The sequence below is a fragment of the Agromyces sp. NPDC055658 genome, assembly GCF_053618155.1.
Genome location: NZ_JBSHHD010000005.1, coordinates 43,754 through 61,758 on the forward strand (window position 1 = coordinate 43,754; position 18,005 = coordinate 61,758).

The window sequence follows — 18,005 nt, forward strand, 5'->3', positions numbered from 1 at the left end:
GTCTCAGGTGGTGGCGCCGGCACGGTAGCCGACGCCGCGGACCGTCATCACGATCCGGGGGTTGTCGGGGTCGTGCTCGACCTTGGCGCGCAGCCGCTGCACGTGCACGTTCACGAGGCGGGTGTCGGCCTTGTAGTGGTAGCCCCACACCTGTTCGAGCAGCATCTCGCGCGTGAACACCTGCTGCGGTTTCGAGGCGAGCGTCAGCAGCAGGTCGAACTCGAGCGGGGTCAGGTTGATGCGGCTGTCGCCGCGGCGCACCTCGTGGCCGGCCGCGTCGATCACGAGGTCGCCGATCGGCAGCGTCGCCGACGCCGTCTCGGGCGTGGGCCGCAGCCGCGTGCGGATGCGGGCGACGAGCTCCTTCGGATTGAACGGCTTCACGATGTAGTCGTCGGCGCCGGTCTCGAGCCCCTTGACCACGTCGGCCGTGTCGCTCTTCGCCGTGAGCATGATGATCGGCGTGCCCGACTCCGCGCGGATCCGGCCGCAGACCTCGATCCCGTCCATGCCGGGAAGCATGAGGTCGAGCAGCACCAGGTCGGGCTTGTGCTCGCGGAAAGCGGCGACCGCGGCGCCGCCGTCGGCGCAGAAGACGGGCTCGAAGCCCTCGGTGCGCAGCACGATGCCGATCATCTCGGCGAGGGCCGTGTCGTCGTCGACGACGAGTACGCGTGGAGTCATCCCGTTCGTTCCTGTCAGCAGCCGATCGCCCGGCGGAATCCGGTGTCCCCCAGCGTAACCGGTCGAGGGTGCGCATCGGCCGAATGTGCGAGCATGGGGGCACCCCGCCGGAAGGAGCGCGTAGACGTGTCGGATCACGACTGGCAGGCGCCGGGTGGCGCGAACGATGCCCAGCCACCGGTCCCGCCCACGGCCGTGCCGCCCGCCGGGGGGAATCCGCCGCCCGGGCAGTACCCGCCGCCCGCGTACCCGCCGCCCGTCGCCCCGACCCCGCCCCGCGGCGACTACCCGCCGCCCGCGTACCCGGCTCCGGGTTCGTATCCGGCTCCGGGTTCGTACTCGGCTACCGCCCCGTACCCGCCCCACGGCGGGTTGCCGCCGGCCGGTGGATTTCCGCCGCCCGTGCCGGGGTGGGCGCCGCCGCCGAAGCCCGGGCTCCTGCCGCTGAGGCCGCTCGGGTTCGGCACCCTGCTGTGGGCGCCGTTCCAGACGTTGCGGCGCAACCCGGCCGCGACCTTCGGCTCCGGTCTCATCGTGCAGCTCGTCACGGTCGTCGCGACGCTCGCCGTGATCGTCCCGTTCATGATCCTGATCTTCAACCGCGTCGAGAGCGCGGCGACCTCCGACGACGCCGACGCCCTGGCGTCCGGTGCGGTCGGAGGGTTCCTGCTCCTCATGCTCGTGCCCATCGCGATCACGCTCGTCGCGAGCGCGTTCCTGCAGGGCGTCATGGTCGTCGAGGTCGCGAGCGGCACGATCGGCGAACGCCTCGCGTTCGGTGCGCTCTGGCGACGGGCCGCTCGCCGGTTCGGCCCGCTGCTCGGCTGGACGGCGATCGTCACGGGCGCGGTACTGCTGGCCGTGATCGGCTTCGTCGCCCTGATCGCGGCCGCGGCGGTCGCGGGCACCGCGATCACGGGCGGCCCGGCCGGCGCCATCGGCGGACTCGTGATCGGGCTCGTCGGCGGGCTCGGGTTCCTCGTCCTCTCGGCGTGGCTCACGACGAAGCTCGCCGTCGTGCCGAGCGCGATCGTGCTCGAGCGCGCCGGCGTCGCACAGGCCGTGCGCCGTTCGTGGCGGCTGACGACCGGCTACTTCTGGCGGACGTTCGGCACGCTGCTCCTCGTCGCGGTCATCCTCTACTTCGCGAGCCAGCTCGTCACGCAGCCGGTCTCGCTGATCGGCACGATCCTCGCGGGGGTCATCGACCCGACCGGCTCGGGCGCCTCGATCGGCATCATGATCGCGACCGTCGTCGTATCGCTCGTGCTCACGATCGTGATCAGCGCGATCACGGCCGTCGTGCAGGCGGCGCTCGTCGCGGTCATCTACATCGACCTGCGGATGCGCCGGGAGGGCCTCGACCTCGAACTCGCGCGCCACGTGGAGGACCGCGACGCGGGCCGGCCCACCGGCGATCCGTATGCCACTCCGACCATGTCCGGTCCGACGGCGCCGCATCACGACGGCCCCGTGCCCGACGCCTCGACTGGCGAGACCTGGACCCCGCGCTGATCGTGCTCCTCGCGACCCCGCTCGATCCCGACGCGCCCGAGGCGCGCCGGTGGCTCGAGGACGAACTGCAGAAACCCGAGTACCAGAACGCGAAGCCCACGGCATTCGATCTCGCGATGCAGGCGATCCGCGACTGGATCGCCGACCTCCTCGGCGGAGCCGGCGGCGTGCCCGGGCCTGTCGTCACGCTCATCGTGGTGCTCGTGATCGTCGCGCTCGTCGTCGTCGCCTTCCTCGTGTTCGGGCTGCCGCGCCTGCGACGCGCCCGCCGAACCCCCCTGCCGCTCTTCGACGACCACGACGTGCGCGACCTTGGCGAGATCCGCGCGGCCTCCGACGCCGCGGCCCGCGCCGGCGACTGGCCGCGCGCGATCGAGGAGCGATTCCGTGCGCTCGTACGCGGCATCGTCGACCGCGATCTGGTCCAGGTCCATCCCGGCACGACGGCCGGCGCCTTCGCGGATGCCGCGGCCCGACCCTTCCCCTCCGAGGCCGGGTCCCTCGCCTCCGCGGCAGCCGCGTTCGACGACGTCCGCTACTCGGACGGCACGGGCGACGTCGTCGGCTACGACGAGCTCACCCGCCTCGAGCGCCGCATCGCCGAAACGCGCCCGGCGGGAGCGGCGGACGTCGAGGCGGAGGCGGTGCGATGAGCCCGCACGCCACGACGTCCCTCGAGGCGCCGCCCCCCACCGCGCCGGACGACCCCGCCGCACCGGCCGGAGCCACCGCGCTCACCCCCACGATCCGCGCCACACTGCGTCGCCGGCGCATCTGGATCGTCTTCGCCGCCCTCGTCGCGCTCGGGGTGCTCGCGATCAACCTCATCGGCGGCACGGCCCGCGGCGGCGGCCCGCTCCTCGGTTCCGACAATGCGGCGCCCGGCGGCGCGAAGGCGCTCGTCGAAGTCCTGCGCGGACACGGCGTCGACGTGACTCCCGTCGAGAGCTACGACCTCGCACTGGACGCGGCGAAGTCCGGATCGACGGTGCTCGTGTACGACGAGCTCGGCGTGCTCACGGCCGACCGCTACTCGAAGCTCGGGCTGTACGCCGACCGGCTCGTCGTCGTCGCCCCCGACTTCGTCGCGCTCGAGGCGCTCGCGCCCGGCGTCCGGCTCGCGGGCTTCGCGAGCGGGCCGCTCGACGACGTCGCCTGCGACGTGCCCGCCGCGCGCCGGGCCGGTTCGCTGTCGGACGGACAGGGGCTGCTCAGGGTCGACGACGACGCGGCGGCCGACGGATGGCGGGGATGCTTCCGCGACGAGGGCGACGCATTCGCCGTCGTCACCGGTGAGGGGCGGGGCGGTGAGATCACGCTCGTCCCTGCGACGACGTCGTTCGAGAACGGCCGCATCACCGAACACGGCAATGCGGCGCTCGCGATCGGCCTGACGGGTGCGTCCGAGCGCCTCGCCTGGTACCTGCCCGGGCCGACGGACGCCGCCGCAGGCGAAGCGCCCACCATCGCCGAGCTCACGCCCGGCTGGGTCTCGCCCGTGCTCGCCCTCGCCGTCATCCTCACGATCGCCGCAGGAGTGTGGCGCGGTCGCCGGTTCGGACCGCTCGTCGCGGAGAACCTGCCCGTGCAGGTGCCCGCCGGCGAGACCAGCGAGGGCCGCGCGCGCCTGTACGCGCGGAACACGGCGCGGCTGCACGCACTCGACCAGTTGCGCATCGGCTCCATCGGCCGGCTCGCGCAGGCGTTGCGGCTCCCGCGCGCGGTCGACGTCGCGAGCCTCGCCGAGGCGGTCGCCGCATCGACGGGGCGCGACCCCGTGGCAGTGCGGCAGCTGCTCGTCGACGCGCAGCCCGTCGGCGACGCGGACCTCGTGCGCCTCGCGGGCGAGCTCGGCGAGCTCGAAGCCGACGTACGTGCGAGACTCGCACCCGAGACCGGACCAGGAAGGCGACCATGACCGACCCGATCGCGAACGACCCGATCCCGCGCGGAGCCACGGCGGCACCCGCCACCCCGGCTGCGCCCGCCGCACCCGTCGCGCCCGCCGCACCCGTCGCGCCCGCGGCCTCGCCCGACGCCGAGCTGCGCGCCGCCCTCAACCGGGTCCGCGTCGAGGTCGGCAAGGCCGTCGTCGGGCAGGACGGTGCGGTGACCGGCCTCATCATCGCCCTCCTCACGCGTGGGCACGTCCTCCTCGAGGGCGTGCCGGGCGTCGCGAAGACGCTGCTCGTGCGCACGCTCAGCCGCACGCTGGAGCTCGACACGCGTCGCCTGCAGTTCACGCCAGACCTCATGCCGGGCGACGTGACCGGCTCGCTCGCCTACGACCCGCGCACCGGGGAGTTCGCGTTCCGCGAGGGACCGGTGTTCACGAACATCCTGCTCGCCGACGAGATCAACCGAACGCCGCCGAAGACGCAGTCGGCGCTGCTCGAGGCGATGGAGGAGCGCCAGGTCTCGGCCGACGGCATCACCCGGCCGCTGCCCGATCCGTTCATGGTCGCCGCGACCCAGAACCCGATCGAGTACGAGGGCACGTACGCCCTCCCCGAGGCACAGCTCGACCGCTTCCTGCTGAAGCTCGTGCTCGACGTGCCCGAGCGCGACGCCGAGATCTCGCTGCTGCGCCGGCACGCCGACGGGTTCGACCCGCACGACCTCGCCGCTGCCGGCGTCGAGCCGGTGCTCGGCGCCGCCGAGCTCGCCCGTGCCCGCTCCGCCGCGGCCGCCGTGCGCGTCTCCGACGACGTGCTCGCCTACCTCGTGGACCTCGCCCGGGCGACCCGCCGAAGCCCGTCGATGCGGCTCGGCGTGAGCCCGCGCGGCACGACCGGACTGCTCGCGGCGGCGAAGGCCTGGGCCTGGCTCACCGGCCACGACTCGCTCACGCCCGATCACGTGCAGGCGATGCTGCTGCCGGTCTGGCGCCATCGTGTCCAGCTGCGCCCCGAGGCCGAGCTCGAGGGCGTGTCGGTCGACCAGGTGCTGCGCGGCATCGTGCAGCAGGTGCAGGTGCCGCTCTGAACGCGGGGCGGGTGCACCCGACGCCGATCACGACGGAGCCGTTCCGATGGCGCTGACCGGCCGCTTCGTCCTGCTCGTCGCCCTCGGGGTCGTCCCCGTGGTGATCGCTGGGCTCACCGGCGCGCCCGAGGCCTGGCTCGCGCTCGTCGGCTGGCTGTTCGTCGTGGTCGGCGCCGGCGCCGTCGACCTCTCGATCGCGGCGTCGCCGCGACGGGTGGCGTTCGCGCGCGAGCTGCCCGAGCGCGTCCGCCTCGGTGAACCGGTCGCCTCGGTGCTCGTGGTGCAGAATCTCGGCGGCCGGACCATGCGCGCCACCGTGCGCGACGGGTGGGAGCCGTCGGCCGGCGTCGACGGTGCGAACCGCACTCGCCTCGTCATCCCGCCCGCCGAGCGGCGCCGCATGACCCTGCGGCTCGTGCCGGTGCGCCGGGGCGACCGGCGGACGGCGCAGGTCACGATCCGTTCGGCCGGGCCGCTCGGGCTCTGGGCCCGCCAGGCGACCCTCGCGGCACCCGGCCGCGTGCGGGTGCTGCCGCCGTTCCATTCGCGCGTGCACCTGCCGTCGCGGCTCACGCGCCTGCGGGAGCTCGACGGTCGCACACCGCTGCTGATCCGCGGCCAGGGCACCGAGTTCGACTCGATCCGCGAGTACGTGCGCGGCGACGACGTGCGCTCGATCGACTGGCGCGCGACCGCGCGCCACATCGACCCCGAGGTGCCGGGCAACGCCCGGCTGATGGTGCGCACGTGGCGTCCCGAACGCGATCGGCGCATCGTCATCGTCGCCGACACCTCACGCACCGCCGCCGCGCGGATCGCCGACGAACCCCGCCTCGACACCGCCTACGAGGCATCCCTGCTGCTGGCCGCGCTCGCCACGCACGCGGGCGACCGCGTCGACTTCCTCGCGACCGACCGGCGTCTCCGCGGGCGCGTGCACGGCGCGACCGGACCCGACCTGCTCGCCCGCATGGTCGACACGATGGCGGGCATCGACGCCGAGCTGCTCGAGGCCGACTGGTCGCTCGTGCCGGGGCTCGTCCGCCAGGTCACGAGCCGGCGCGCGCTCGTCGTGCTGCTCACCGCCGCGGACTCCCCCGGCAGCTCACGCGGTCTGCTCTCGATGCTGCCGCAGCTCACCTCGCGGCACACGGTCGTCGTGGCGTCGGTCGCCGACCCCGCGCTCATCGAGGCCGGCCGTCAGCACGACGACCTCGAGGCCGTGTACCGGGCCGCGGCCGCCCAGCGCGGACTCGACGACGGCGAACGCGTGGCCGCCGCGATCCGCAGGCTCGGCGGGCAGACCGTGTCGGCGTCGCCGCTCGAGCTGCCGCCGGCCCTCGCCGACCGCTACCTCGACCTGAAGGCCTCCGGGCAGCTCTGAGGCGATGCGACGCACGCTGTCGCACGACGACTCGATTCGAGACATTCGCCCGAGGTTCACGCGCCGACGAGTTCGGGGTCGCTACGCTCTGGAAGGCGCCGTCGAGGCCGTGCGCCGCGTCCGCCGACCGCTCGATCCGCCGAGCCGGTCCCAACGAAAGGCACTCAGATGTCCGACACAGCACCCGCCGTCGATGCACCCTCGACCGGCAAGAAGCTCACCGCCGAGCTCCTCGGCACCTTCATCCTCGTCTTCGGCGTGATCGGCACGGCGATCTTCTCGGCGGCCGACGGCGTGGGCCTGCTCGGCGTCGCCTTCGGCCTCGGCCTCTCCGTCGTCGTGGGCATCTACGCCTTCGGCCCGATCTCGGGCGGCCACTTCAACCCGGCCGTCACGCTCGGGCTCGCGATCGCCGGCCGGTTCGCCTGGCGCGACACGCTCGGCTACATCGTCGCGCAGATCGTCGGCGGCATCCTCGGCTCGGTCGTGCTGCTCGGCATCCTCTCCACGGGGCCGAAGTTCGACATGGCGATCTTCCAGGGCGTGTCGACCGGCTACGACGAGCTCTCCCCGGGCGGGTTCGGCCTCGTGTCGTTCTTCATCGCCGAGATCGTCGCGACCGCGGTGTTCCTGTTCGTGATCCTCGGCGTCACCTCGGCCGGCCGCGCCGCGTCGAACCTCGCCCCGCTCGCGATCGGCCTCACCCTCACGGTGCTCGTGCTCGTCGCCGGGTACGTCACCAACGGCTCGTTCAACCCGGCCCGCTCGATCGCGACCGCGATCTTCGGCGGCCAGCTCGCCCTGAGCCAGCTCTGGGCGTCGATCGTCGCACCGATCGTCGGTGCGCTGCTCGCCGGCATCATCTACAAGGCGGTCTTCGACCGGCCGACGCGCCTCACGGCGTAGGTTCGCCCGGCCGTACGGCCGCGATCGCACGAAGGCGGATGCCCCCGAGGCATCCGCCTTCGTCGTGCTCGCCCTCCCCACCCGATGAGGCAGCCTCCCGACCAGGAGGCTGAAGGAACGGACCTGGGCGGAGGTCGCGCGTCAGCCGGCGACGATGCGGGTCGCGCCCGCCTCGAAATCCACGAGGTCGCCGGTCGCGCCGGCCCGCCACGCACGGCGACCGACGACGAGCATGTAGAAGAGGAGCGCGCCGAGCGCGAGTGCGCCGATGCCGATCTTCACGGGCCACGGCCACGGCGCCGGGGTGACGAAGCCCTCGATGACGCCGGCGACGAAGAGGAAGAACACGAGCCCGATCGCGACCGTGAACAGCGCCCGCGCGTCCTCGGCGAGCGCGACGCCCCGCGGCCTCGGCCCCGGTGCGACCCACGCCCAGAAGATGCGCAGTCCCGCCGCCGCCGCGATGAACACGCACGTGAGCTCGAGCAGCCCGTGCGGCGCGATGTAGAGGAAGAACGTGTCGCCCTCGTCGTACGTGAACATGATGGCGGCGTTGATGCCGAGGTTCTGCGCGTTCTGCATGATCACCCAGGGCACCCACACCCCGAGGATGCCGAACGCGACGCACTGCGCGGCAATCCAGGCGTTGTTCGTCCATACCGATCCCGCGAACGAGCCGGCCGGGTGCTCGGAGTAGTAGGCGACGAAACCCTCCTCCGCGATCTGGCGGAGCTCGCGCTCAGAGCCGAGCGAGGCGAGCACGCGCGGATCGCCCATGATCCACCACGCGTAGAGCCCGGCGATCACGAACGTCGCGAGGGCGACCGCGAGCGTCGGCCAGCGAAGCCGGTAGAGGGCGGCAGGCAGGTCGGCCGCGACGAATCGGGCGAGCCGGCGCAGCGGATTCTCGGGCGCGGCCGTGAAGCGCAGTCGCGACCGCGAGAGGCTCAGCGAGAGACGGTCGCCGAGGGCGGTCGAGCCCGCCGTCGACTTCACGAGCGACAGGTCGGATGCCGCGGCCTGGTACCGCTCGATGAGCTCATCGGTCTCGGGGCCGGACAAGCGCCGCGATCCGCGCGCGAGCGCGTCGAGCCGCTGCCAGTCGTCGTGGCGTGCGGCGGCGAGGGCTTCGAGGTCCATCTGCTTGAATACTACCCATGGCGTCTCCGACCGGCACGGCACCCCAGGGGGCCGCCTTCGTGCGGGTCGGCCGGTTCCAGGACGACGGCGTGCTCACCGGCGAGGCGGTCTCGCTCGACGTGCGCCCCGCGAGCGTGCTCATGCGCGCCGGCGGTGCGGCGATCGACGTGCTCGTGAGCATCGCGCTCATCCTCGGGCTGCTCTGGATCGTCGCGAGCCTCGGCGCCGACGAGGCGGCGCTGCGCGCGGCGATGATCGCGGGCATCGTGACCGTCATCGTGATCGTGCCGACGGCGGTCGAGACGGCGGCCCGCGGTCGTTCGCTCGGCAAGCTCGCGCTCGGACTCCGGGTCGTCCGCGACGACGGCGGCGCGAGCGGATTCCGGCACGCGTTCATCCGCGCGCTCGTCGGCGTCGTCGAGATCTACATGACGTTCGGCGGGCTCGCGCTGCTCGTCGGCTTCCTCAATCCGTCGTCGAAGCGGCTCGGCGACATCCTCGCCGGCACCCACTCGCAGGTCGAGCGGGTGCCTGCGCCGCCGTCGAACGCCTTCGGCGTGCCGGTGCAGCTCGCGGCGTGGGCGACGACCGCCGACGTCGCACGACTGCCCGACCCGCTCGCGCGACGCGTCGCGTCGTTCTTCGCGAACGTCGAGCACCTCGTGCCCGAGAGCCGCGCACGCGTCGCCGCGTCGCTCGCCGCCGAGGTCTCCCCCTACGTGTCGCCGGTGCCGGCCGCGCCGCCCGAGCTCTTCCTCGCCGGGGTCGCCGCGCTCCGCCGCGAACGCGACGCCGCGGCGCTCTCGCTCGAAGATGCGCGCATCGCCGCACTCGCGCCCGTGCTCACGTCGCGCCCGGCCGGGTTCCCCGAGCGCTGACGTCGGCCACGAGGCATCCGCGCCGCACGCACGTCGGACTCCGGCGCGGCGCCGCACGCCGCGCACCGCCCGCCGGCTCGCCGACGAGCGGATGCACGCGCTCAGTACCGGTAGTGGTCGACCTTGTACGGGCCCTCGACCGGCACGCCGATGTAGGCGGCCTGCTCGGGGCTCAGCGTCGTGAGCTGCACGCCGAGCGAGTCGAGGTGCAGGCGGGCGACCTTCTCGTCGAGGTGCTTCGGCAGCACGTACACGCCGACCGGGTACGCGTCGGGACGGGTCCACAGTTCGATCTGGGCGAGCACCTGGTTGGCGAACGAGTTCGACATGACGAACGAGGGATGGCCGGTGGCGTTGCCGAGGTTCATGAGGCGTCCCTCGCTCAGCACGAGGATCGAGCGGCCGGTCGGCAGCCGCCACTCGTGCACCTGGGGCTTGATCTCGACCTTCTCGGCGCCCGCGAGCGACTCGAGCGCGGCCATGTCGATCTCGTTGTCGAAGTGGCCCACGTTCGCGACGATCGCGAGGTGCTTCATCGCGAGCATGTGCTCGAGGCGGATGACGTCCTTGTTGCCCGTGCACGTGACGAAGATGTCGACCTCGCCGACCGCGTCTTCGACGCGGGCGACCTGGTAGCCGTCCATCGCGGCCTGCAACGCGCAGATCGGGTCGACCTCGCTCACGATGACGCGCGCGCCCTGGCCGCGCAGCGCCTCGGCGGCGCCCTTGCCGACGTCGCCGTAGCCGACGACGAACGCGACCTTGCCGCCCATGAGCACGTCGGTGGCCCGGTTGAGCCCGTCGGGCAGCGAGTGGCGGATGCCGTACTTGTTGTCGAACTTCGACTTCGTGACCGAGTCGTTGACGTTGATCGCCGGGAAGAGCAGCCCGCCGGCGGCGTGCAGCTCGTAGAGCCGGTGCACGCCGGTCGTCGTCTCTTCGGTGACGCCCTTGAGCTCGGCGGCGATACGGGTCCAGCGGTCGGGGCTGAGCTCGAGCGAGCGGCGCAGGGTGTCGAGCACCACGCGGTACTCCGCGCTGTCGCCCGGGGATGCCTCGGGCACGGCGCCCGCGGCCTCGACGTCGCGACCGCGGTGCACGAGCAGCGTGGCGTCGCCGCCGTCGTCGAGGATCATGTTGGGCCCGATCCAGTCGGCGCCGGCCGCCGTCGCCTCGGCGCTCCAGTCGAAGATGCGGTCGGTGCACCACCAGTACTCGTCGAGGGTCTCGCCCTTCCAGGCGAACACCGGCACCCCCGCGGGCGCGTCGACGGTGCCCTCGGGACCGACGACGACCGCGGCGGCCGCCTCGTCCTGCGTCGAGAAGATGTTGCAGCTCGCCCACCGCACCTGCGCCCCGAGGGCGACGAGCGTCTCGATGAGCACCGCGGTCTGCACGGTCATGTGCAGGCTGCCGGCGATGCGGGCCCCCGCGAGCGGCTTCGCGGCGCCGAACTCGGCTCGCAGCGCCATGAGCCCCGGCATCTCGTTCTCGGCGAGCCGCAGCTGGTGTCGCCCCGCCTCGGCGAGCGAGAGGTCGGCGACCTTGAACGGGAGGGCGATGGTGGCGGGCTCGATGCTCATGCCGACCATTCTCGCAGGCCCGCGCGATGGGCGACGTCGCGTAACTCGTGTCGGCCGAGGACTCCTACTCGACGCGGATGAGCGCGAGCACCTCGTCGCGGATCGCGGCCATGGTCGGCTCGTCGCCGCCCTCGACGTTGAGCCGCAGGAGCGGCTCGGTGTTCGAGGGGCGCACGTTGAACCACCAGAACGGCTCGTCTCCCGCGGTGACGCCCGTGACGGTCAGTCCGTCGAGCTCGTCGAACTCGCCGCGGCCGGTGAACGCCTCGACCACGCGCGTGTAGGCCGAGGGCACGTCGTCGACGACCGAGTTGATCTCGCCCGAGAGCGAGTACGGCGTGAAGCGGGCGGCGACCTCCGACAGCGGTGCCGACTGCGCCCCGAACTCGGCGAGCACGTGCATCGCGGCGAGCATGCCGTTGTCGGCGCCCCAGAAGTCGCGGAAGTAGTAGTGGGCCGAGTGCTCGCCGCCGAACACCGCCCCGGTCGCCTTCATCTGGTCCTTGATGAGCGAGTGCCCGACGCGCGTACGCACGGGGATCGCCCCGGCCGCCTCGATCGTCTCGGGCACGAAGCGCGAGGTGATGAGGTTGTGGATGACGTTCACCCCGGTCTCGCCGGCCGCGGTGACGCGTGCGATCTCGCGCAGTGCCACGATCGCTGCGACGGCCGAGGGGCTCACCGCGCCGCCCTGCTCGTCGACGACGAAGCACCGGTCGGCGTCGCCGTCGAAGGCGAGTCCGAGGTCGGCGCCGTGCTCGACCACGGCGCGCTGCAGGTCGACGAGGTTCGCAGGCTCGAGCGGGTTCGCCTCGTGGTTCGGGAAGGTGCCGTCGAGCTCGAAGTACAGGGGCACGATCTCGAGCGGCAGCGCGGGCAGGCCGGCAGCCTCGCCGAGCACGGCGGGGACGGTGAGCCCGCCCATGCCGTTGCCGGCGTCGACGACGATCTTCAGCGGGCGAACACTCGACAGGTCGACGAGCGACCGCAGGTACGCCGCGTAGTCGGCGAGCACGTCGGCCTCGGTCACGGCGCCGGCGGTCTCTGCGACGGGGATGCCGCCCTCGAGGTAGTCGGCGGCGCGATCGCGGATCGCCGCGAGTCCGGTGTCGAGCGAGATGCCCTGCGCGCCGGCGCGGGAGAACTTGATGCCGTTGTACGCGGCGGGGTTGTGGCTCGCAGTGAACATCGCGGCCGGGGCGTCGAGCGAACCGGATGCGAAGTAGCTCTCGTCGGTCGAGCACAGCCCGATCGAGACGACGTCGGCTCCGCGCACCGATGCGCCCGCCGCGAACGCCGCCGCGAACCCGGGCGACGAGTCGCGCATGTCATGGCCGACGACGACGCGGCCGCCTGCGGCGCCCACCTCGTCGACGAAGGCCGCTCCGAGCGCCTCGACGGTCTCGTCGGTCAGCCCCTCGCCCACGATCCCGCGGACGTCGTAGGCCTTCACGATCGCCTCGAGGCGCGCACGAGCGCCGGACGCTGCAGCGGGACTCATGCTTTGAAACCTACCTCACCGAGTGAGACGTGCCGCACGACCTGCCAGCCGACGGGTGCCGACGTGCGCTCGGCGTGGCGGGCGCACAGGTCGTAACCGTGCGGCTCGGGCACGGTCGCGAGCGGCCCCAGCACGGCCATCGAATCGGCGTAGTCGAAGGTCAGGGTCGCGACCGCCTCGGCGGCGCATGCGGTGCGCGAACAACGTCTCATGGCAGATCAAGATTAGCGACGACCCCCGCCATTACGATGGAGGGTATGCCCCGCTCTCGTCGTGTCGCCGACCCGCGCTCTCCGAGGCGGCTCGCCCGCGACCGCCACGGGCGCGGCATGCGCTCGCCGGTGACCGGTCCGCACCTCCCGATGCTCACGAACCGGCTCGACGAGTTCGAGCTCACGGTCGCGACGACGGTGTCGTACCTGCGCGGCCTCTGGCCCGAGCTCGAGGGGGTCGTCTTCGAGGTCGCCCAGGCGCCGGCCGAGGCCATTCACGATGATCACATCGACCGGTGGAAGGTCTACCACGACGAGCGGCGCATCGTCTTCTTCCGGTTGCCGATCGTGCGGTTCCTGCGGCTGCAGGAGGGTGAAGACAAAGACGAGAAGCTCCTGGTCGAGAGTTGCGTGTTCCGCGCGATCGCGGACTTCCTCGGGCGCGACCCGTGGGAACTCGCCCCCGGGCGGTATCGCCACTTCTGACCCCGGTGATCCGGTAGCGCGAAGCGCGTACGAGGCCCCGCCGCGGCCGTCAGTGCGGGAACACCCGCAACGGCGAGTCGAGCGGCCCCGGTGGGCGCACCGGGAACGAGGACAGTGCCCGCTCGCCCGAGTACGCCACGGTCGCGTGCAATCCGGCCGTCCCGTCGAGTTCGACGACACCGCGTGCCTCGACCTCGATCGCCTCGGTCGTGCCAGGGGCGATCCGCACCTCGCGCTCATCGCCGTCGACCGTGAGCGTCGCCTCGACCTCGTCGTCGCCGGGGTTCGCGAGGTGCAGCACCGGGTTCGGCCCGCGCGGAACTGCGATGACCGCCGTGTCGAGCAGCGGCAGCGTCGCCGCGGTCCAGGCGAGGTCGACGGATGCCTCGCGGTCGTCCCCGTCGGGGTCGGTCTGCGCCTGCGGGGAGCCGGTCGTCGCGCGCGCGGCGGCGACGATCGGCCCGTCGGCCTCGAGCGCGATGGTGTACTCGCCCGCATCGAGGTCGCCGAGCGGCACGTCGCTGACGATCCCCGGCTCGAGCGTCGCATCGATGCTTCCGCCTCCACCGCCCGACTCGGGAGCGATGTCGATCGAGACCTGCACGGGATCGTCGCCGGTCGCGAGGAGCCTCACTGCCGGGAAGGCGTCGCCCTCGGCGTGGTCGTCCGTCGCGTCGACGCCGCCGTCGACCGGCACGGTGAAGCCGGGGATGATCTGGACCTCGGCGGGCGTCGCGGTCGGCCCGACGAGTTCGACGCCCGCCGGCGTGAGCCCCTCGACGACGGTGTGCTCGAGCGACGCGGCGATCCCACCGCCGGTGCTCGTGACGTGCACGACGGGCGAGGCGAGGTTCGGGGCGAGCCCGGCCAGCGAGACGACGCGCTGTTCGCCGGCCGGCACCGTGATGCCGAGACCCGACGGTGCGTCGACCGCGCCGCCCTCGCCGATCACGCGGACATCGACGGTCGACGCGACGGCGGTCGGGTTCGAGAGCAGCACGAGCCCCGAGCGCCCGACGTCGGTGGCGCCGCCGACGAGCCACGCCTCGGTGACGACTTCGTCGCAGGCGGCCGCGGCGTATCCGGCGATCGTGTCGCGCGAGACCTGCTGCCCCTGCGCACCGGCGAGCATGCCCGCCTCGACCGCACCGGCCTCGGTGGTCAGCGCGAGCGGGGTGCCGTCGCGGTCGGCACGAGGATTCTCGGGGGCGGCGAGTGGGGTCTCGGCGACCTCGGCATCGTCGGGGACGGCGCCGTGCGTCACGGAGGTCGTCCCGACCGAGCTCGCGGTCGTCGCCTCATCGGGGTCGTCGCCGAGCGAGAGCAGCGGGCCGGGGCACACCCGCAGCTGTCCCGTCTCGGCAGGCTTCACGACGAGCGACGGCGGCGTGATGCGGTGCTCCGGCCACGGCACCAGCGCGGCCGCCGCGAGGGCGCCGACGGCGATGCCGGCCGCGATCACGACGGCGAGGCCGCGTGCGCCGATCCGGGCGAGCCGGCGGCCGAGGTTGCGCTCAGCGGCCATCGTCGTCTCCTTCGGTCGCGTCGGGCTCGGGTTCGGTTCGCGGCGGTTCGGACGCCTCCGGCTCGCCACCGTCGGTCGCGTCGGCGGACGGCTCGACGTCGTCGGTTGCCGTCGTGGGATGCTCGTCGTAGAAGGCCGCGGCCTGCGGCTCGTCGTCGACGGGCTCGGTCTTCGGGGCCGGCTCGAGCGATCCGCTCCCCGGTGGCGACGTCATCCCGTCGTCGGATCCGGCGGCGACGATGCCGCTCGCATCTTCCGCCCCGCCCGCTGCCGCGACCGGCTTCGGCTTGCGTGCACGGATCAGCGGGCGCCGCGCGGGTCGACGCTGCGGACTCCGGTCGGCTTCGCGGCCGGCACCCGTCGGAATCGAGAGCAGCAGCGTCGCTCCGAGCACGATGAGCTGCACGACGGCGACCGCGCCGACCAGCCAGCTGCTCGCCTCCGGCGGGATCTGCGCCGCCGAGGCATCCGGTTCTGCCGACGTGAACCGCCAGAGCGTGCCGAAGTCGGTCTCGCCGACGGCCACGAGCGCCGCGTTGCCGTCGAGCGCGGTACGCGCTCGCTCGGCGGTGGCGACCGCGGCGCGGTCGTCGACCTCGGGGTCGTCGAGCAGCACGAACGAAGCGCCGAACTCGCGCACCGCGGCCTCCGGGTCGAAGCCGCTCCGCGACGCGAGGTTGCCCGCGATCTCGGCGAGCTGCTCCTCATCGGCCGAGAGCGTCAGTGCGGTGGCGTCGAGGGTCGATTGCTCGTCGAGCGTGGTCCCCGCGCCGCGCTCGAGCGTCGCGCGGAGGCTGCCGTCGGCGTCGGGCGTCATGCGGAGCGTCGTGACGCGGGAGTCGTTCTCGGCTTCGGCACCGACGAACGCCGGCAGCGTGCGCACCGCGGCGGGCCGTACGGCGACCGTGCCCGTGGCGAGGTCGATCGCCGTCGGCACGACGGCGGCGACGACGGCGGCGAGCACGACCCATGCCACGAGCGCACGGCCTCGTCGCAGCGCGTCGAGCGCGACGACGGCGGCGAGCACGAGCCCGATCCAGGCGAGGCTGAGACCGGCACCCGACCACAGCGGCACAGCGGTCGCACCCGAGCTCGACAGTGCGAGGTGCGTCGCGAGCAGGGCGGTCGCGAAGCCGAGCAGCGCCGCCCCGAGCGCGAGCACGGCGGAGCGGAAGGCCGGCGCGAGCACCGCGGTGAGCGCGACGATCACGAGCGGCAGCACGAGCGCGCTGACGGCGATGCGGAAATCGACGCTCGTGGTCGCGAAGAAGCTGTTCCAGCCTCCCCACGAGCCGTCGGGCAGGCCGAGGGCGAGCTGCCACACCGACGGCACGGTGCTCTCGGTCGGCAGCCCGGGGTCGGCGAGCAGGCCGAGCAGATTGCCCCGGTCGATCTGCCCGATCACGAGCGGCGCGGCGAGCACGATCGCGGGGATGGGCAGGCCCACGAGCCGGACGGCGGCCCGCCCGCTCACGGCGAGCGCGACGATCCAGGCGATGAGCAGCGCCGGCGCGAGGCTCGGCGCCGCGGCGATCACCGCGGCGAACAGGAGCGATGCGGTCGCGGCAGCCGCCCACGAGGTCGCGGCGCCGAACGCCGCGAACGCGAGCCATGCCAACAGCACGTGTGCGAGGACGGCCCCGGGGCGCCCGTCGCCGAGGGCGATCAGGAACGGCGGGGCGAACGCCCACATCAATGCGGCGACCGCCCGGAGCGACCCGCGCTCGGTCAGTCGCGATGCCGCGAACCAGGCGCCGAGCGCCGCCGCCGGGATCGCGAGGAGCCACAGCAACAGGAGCGCGGTCGACGGCGCCCAGAAGGTCACGGATCCGAGCACGGCGAGCGCCCCGGCGAACGGGTCGGCGCCGCCCATGAATCCGGGGCCGATGTCGCGCCAGCCGTAGGCGGCGTTGCGCCAGAGTGCGTCGAGGCCGTTCGAGAGCGGCTCGAGGCCGCCTCCGCTCACGCCGCCCGCGCCGAAGAGCCAGGAGAACAGCGCGATCGACGCGACGATCGAGGCGAGCAGGACCCAACCACCGCCCGTGCCGAGGAACTGGAGCTCGTGCTTTCGCCCGCGCGCGCGTTCGCGGCGGCCCTCCGCGGCGTGCTGCCGGCGGCGGCGCATCTCGTCGGGCTGCATGCGCAGCGGCGCGATCGCCGACCAGCCGACCGTGCGGGCGGACTTCAGCCTGCGGCGGGCACGCGGCACGCGGGCGCCCGAGAACATCGTCGTCACGGCGGCCGCGAACTCGCCGGGGATGGCGCCGGGCGCCTTCACGAGGAGCAGCCGGATCGAGCGGAGCACCGCAAGCGGCAGGAAGGTCAGCCAATGCAGCGGAGCGAGGACGAGGGGTGCGTAGACGAGACGCCGGTGCAGTTGCGCCGCGCGGGTGTTGCGGACGCGCCGGCGCGTCGTCCGCGCCTTCGGGCCCGTCTCGGGCCCGGCGACGCCGGCGCCCGCGAATCGCACCTTCGCCTCGGGTACGACCTCGACGCGGTGCCCGGCGAGGCGGGCCCGGATCGACAGGTCGAGCGCGTCGTCGACGGTGGGCAGGCCCGGGTCGAAGCCGCCGAGAGTGCGCCACACCGAGTGCCGCACGAGGATCGCCGCCGGGTCGAGCCCGAGCACGTCGCTCATGCCGTCGTGCTGACCCTGGTCGAGTTCGTCGGCGACGAGGGTGACGCTGCGACCGAGGCGCGTGACGGAGCGGCCGAAGCGGGCGATGCGGTCGGGCTCGTGCCATTCGACGAGCTTGGGCCCGGCGATCGCCACCGACTTGGCCGTCTCGAGGGTCGCCACGAGGCGGGCCAGGGCATCTGGCGCGGGCGCGCTGTCCTCGGCGAGCAGCCAGAGGGCATCGCCATCGGAGTCGGGCTCGTCGAGCACGCCATCGGCGGCGCGCACTGCTTCGCCGAAGGAGAGACGCTGGGAGAGGTCGACGAAGTGGGTGGGCGAGATCTTCGCGATCTGCTCTCGCGCAACCGTGTCGGCCTCGGTGAGCACGACGACGAGCGCATCAGGAGCGCGCTCCTGCGAGCGGATCGCCTCGAGCGTCTGACGGAGATGGTCGCCGCCGTGGTGCACGACGAGGACGGCGGTGACTCTGGGGAACATCGCAGTCAGCCTAAGCGGCGCACGCCGCTCGTCGGGAGACTCCCCCGGGCGCGCCTCGAAACCCGCGAAGACGAGTGCGGGGCCTGCCGAA

General features: G+C 73.2%; 15 protein-coding genes. 8 read left to right on the forward strand and 7 right to left on the reverse strand.

Features of this window, described 5'->3' with window-relative positions; all coding sequences use genetic code 11:
- Nucleotides 1–3 precede the first annotated feature (3 nt).
- A complete protein-coding gene (mtrA, locus tag ACWGPE_RS04035; protein ID WP_231431551.1) occupies nt 4–684 on the reverse strand; it encodes an MtrAB system response regulator MtrA in 681 nt (226 codons plus the stop codon).
- 402 nt (nt 685–1,086) lie between these two features.
- Between mtrA and ACWGPE_RS04040 the strand changes: the two genes are divergently transcribed.
- The 6 genes from ACWGPE_RS04040 (at nt 1,087) to ACWGPE_RS04065 (ending at nt 7,474) form a co-directional block, all read left to right on the forward strand.
- On the forward strand, nt 1,087–2,199 hold the full coding sequence (locus ACWGPE_RS04040; protein ID WP_452048188.1) for a glycerophosphoryl diester phosphodiesterase membrane domain-containing protein: 1,113 nt from the start codon (nt 1,087–1,089) through the stop codon (nt 2,197–2,199).
- A gap of 2 nt (nt 2,200–2,201) precedes the next feature.
- Nucleotides 2,202–2,852 (forward strand): DUF4129 domain-containing protein, encoded by a 651-nt coding sequence (locus ACWGPE_RS04045; RefSeq protein WP_452048189.1) that lies wholly within the window; start codon nt 2,202–2,204, stop codon nt 2,850–2,852.
- Complete coding sequence (locus ACWGPE_RS04050) at nt 2,849–4,117, forward strand: DUF4350 domain-containing protein (protein WP_452048190.1); 1,269 nt, start codon at nt 2,849–2,851, stop codon at nt 4,115–4,117. The genes ACWGPE_RS04045 and ACWGPE_RS04050 overlap by 4 nt, the downstream gene beginning before the upstream one ends.
- Nucleotides 4,114–5,184 carry an AAA family ATPase gene (locus ACWGPE_RS04055; RefSeq protein ID WP_452048191.1) on the forward strand — a complete coding sequence of 357 codons (1,071 nt, stop codon included), beginning with the start codon at nt 4,114–4,116 and terminating at the stop codon, nt 5,182–5,184. Before ACWGPE_RS04050 ends, ACWGPE_RS04055 begins: the two co-directional genes overlap by 4 nt.
- 46 nt (nt 5,185–5,230) lie before the next feature.
- Nucleotides 5,231–6,568 (forward strand): DUF58 domain-containing protein, encoded by a 1,338-nt coding sequence (locus ACWGPE_RS04060; protein ID WP_452048192.1) that lies wholly within the window; start codon nt 5,231–5,233, stop codon nt 6,566–6,568.
- A 168-nt stretch (nt 6,569–6,736) separates the two neighbouring features.
- Entirely contained in the window at nt 6,737–7,474 is a 738-nt protein-coding gene (locus ACWGPE_RS04065) for an aquaporin (protein WP_275506613.1), read from the forward strand.
- 141 nt (nt 7,475–7,615) lie between these two features.
- Here the strand turns inward: ACWGPE_RS04065 and ACWGPE_RS04070 are convergent, their stop codons facing one another.
- Entirely contained in the window at nt 7,616–8,614 is a 999-nt protein-coding gene (locus tag ACWGPE_RS04070) for a stage II sporulation protein M (protein ID WP_275506612.1), read from the reverse strand.
- 17 nt (nt 8,615–8,631) lie between these two features.
- Between ACWGPE_RS04070 and ACWGPE_RS04075 the strand changes: the two genes are divergently transcribed.
- Nucleotides 8,632–9,492 (forward strand): RDD family protein, encoded by an 861-nt coding sequence (locus ACWGPE_RS04075; protein ID WP_275506611.1) that lies wholly within the window; start codon nt 8,632–8,634, stop codon nt 9,490–9,492.
- A 101-nt stretch (nt 9,493–9,593) separates the two neighbouring features.
- Here ACWGPE_RS04075 and ahcY read toward each other — a convergent pair whose 3' ends face one another.
- The 3 genes from ahcY to ACWGPE_RS04090 all read right to left on the reverse strand — a co-directional run bounded on the left by ahcY (nt 9,594) and on the right by ACWGPE_RS04090 (nt 12,788).
- Nucleotides 9,594–11,075 carry an adenosylhomocysteinase gene (gene ahcY, locus ACWGPE_RS04080; RefSeq protein WP_231431560.1) on the reverse strand — a complete coding sequence of 494 codons (1,482 nt, stop codon included), beginning with the start codon at nt 11,073–11,075 and terminating at the stop codon, nt 9,594–9,596.
- A gap of 64 nt (nt 11,076–11,139) precedes the next feature.
- Complete coding sequence (locus tag ACWGPE_RS04085) at nt 11,140–12,576, reverse strand: phosphomannomutase/phosphoglucomutase (protein ID WP_452048193.1); 1,437 nt, start codon at nt 12,574–12,576, stop codon at nt 11,140–11,142.
- Nucleotides 12,573–12,788: a DUF3499 family protein gene (locus ACWGPE_RS04090; protein ID WP_231431562.1), complete on the reverse strand. Its 216-nt coding sequence runs from the start codon at nt 12,786–12,788 to the stop codon at nt 12,573–12,575. The genes ACWGPE_RS04085 and ACWGPE_RS04090 overlap by 4 nt, the downstream gene beginning before the upstream one ends.
- Before the next feature lie 45 nt (nt 12,789–12,833).
- On the opposite strand from ACWGPE_RS04090, the gene ACWGPE_RS04095 reads away from it, so the two are divergent.
- A complete protein-coding gene (locus tag ACWGPE_RS04095; RefSeq protein WP_231431563.1) occupies nt 12,834–13,274 on the forward strand; it encodes a hypothetical protein in 441 nt (146 codons plus the stop codon).
- Between the two features lie 49 nt (nt 13,275–13,323).
- Here the strand turns inward: ACWGPE_RS04095 and ACWGPE_RS04100 are convergent, their stop codons facing one another.
- Both ACWGPE_RS04100 and ACWGPE_RS04105 read right to left on the reverse strand, forming a co-directional pair.
- Nucleotides 13,324–14,799 carry a DUF5719 family protein gene (locus ACWGPE_RS04100; protein WP_231431564.1) on the reverse strand — a complete coding sequence of 492 codons (1,476 nt, stop codon included), beginning with the start codon at nt 14,797–14,799 and terminating at the stop codon, nt 13,324–13,326.
- Nucleotides 14,789–17,914 (reverse strand): glycosyltransferase, encoded by a 3,126-nt coding sequence (locus ACWGPE_RS04105; protein ID WP_452048194.1) that lies wholly within the window; start codon nt 17,912–17,914, stop codon nt 14,789–14,791. Before ACWGPE_RS04105 ends, ACWGPE_RS04100 begins: the two co-directional genes overlap by 11 nt.
- Nucleotides 17,915–18,005 lie beyond the last annotated feature (91 nt).

Coding starts and splice junctions, on each gene's coding strand:
- ACWGPE_RS04050 (WP_452048190.1), top strand. CDS start 2,849: ATGAGCCCGCACGCCACGACGTCCCTCGAGGCGCCGCCCCCCACCGCG.
- ahcY (WP_231431560.1), bottom strand. CDS start 11,075: ATGAGCATCGAGCCCGCCACCATCGCCCTCCCGTTCAAGGTCGCCGAC.
- ACWGPE_RS04065 (WP_275506613.1), top strand. CDS start 6,737: ATGTCCGACACAGCACCCGCCGTCGATGCACCCTCGACCGGCAAGAAG.
- ACWGPE_RS04055 (WP_452048191.1), top strand. CDS start 4,114: ATGACCGACCCGATCGCGAACGACCCGATCCCGCGCGGAGCCACGGCG.
- ACWGPE_RS04100 (WP_231431564.1), bottom strand. CDS start 14,799: ATGGCCGCTGAGCGCAACCTCGGCCGCCGGCTCGCCCGGATCGGCGCA.
- ACWGPE_RS04090 (WP_231431562.1), bottom strand. CDS start 12,788: ATGAGACGTTGTTCGCGCACCGCATGCGCCGCCGAGGCGGTCGCGACC.
- ACWGPE_RS04070 (WP_275506612.1), bottom strand. CDS start 8,614: ATGGACCTCGAAGCCCTCGCCGCCGCACGCCACGACGACTGGCAGCGG.
- ACWGPE_RS04095 (WP_231431563.1), top strand. CDS start 12,834: ATGCCCCGCTCTCGTCGTGTCGCCGACCCGCGCTCTCCGAGGCGGCTC.
- ACWGPE_RS04105 (WP_452048194.1), bottom strand. CDS start 17,914: ATGTTCCCCAGAGTCACCGCCGTCCTCGTCGTGCACCACGGCGGCGAC.
- ACWGPE_RS04075 (WP_275506611.1), top strand. CDS start 8,632: ATGGCGTCTCCGACCGGCACGGCACCCCAGGGGGCCGCCTTCGTGCGG.
- mtrA (WP_231431551.1), bottom strand. CDS start 684: ATGACTCCACGCGTACTCGTCGTCGACGACGACACGGCCCTCGCCGAG.
- ACWGPE_RS04085 (WP_452048193.1), bottom strand. CDS start 12,576: ATGAGTCCCGCTGCAGCGTCCGGCGCTCGTGCGCGCCTCGAGGCGATC.
- ACWGPE_RS04060 (WP_452048192.1), top strand. CDS start 5,231: ATGGCGCTGACCGGCCGCTTCGTCCTGCTCGTCGCCCTCGGGGTCGTC.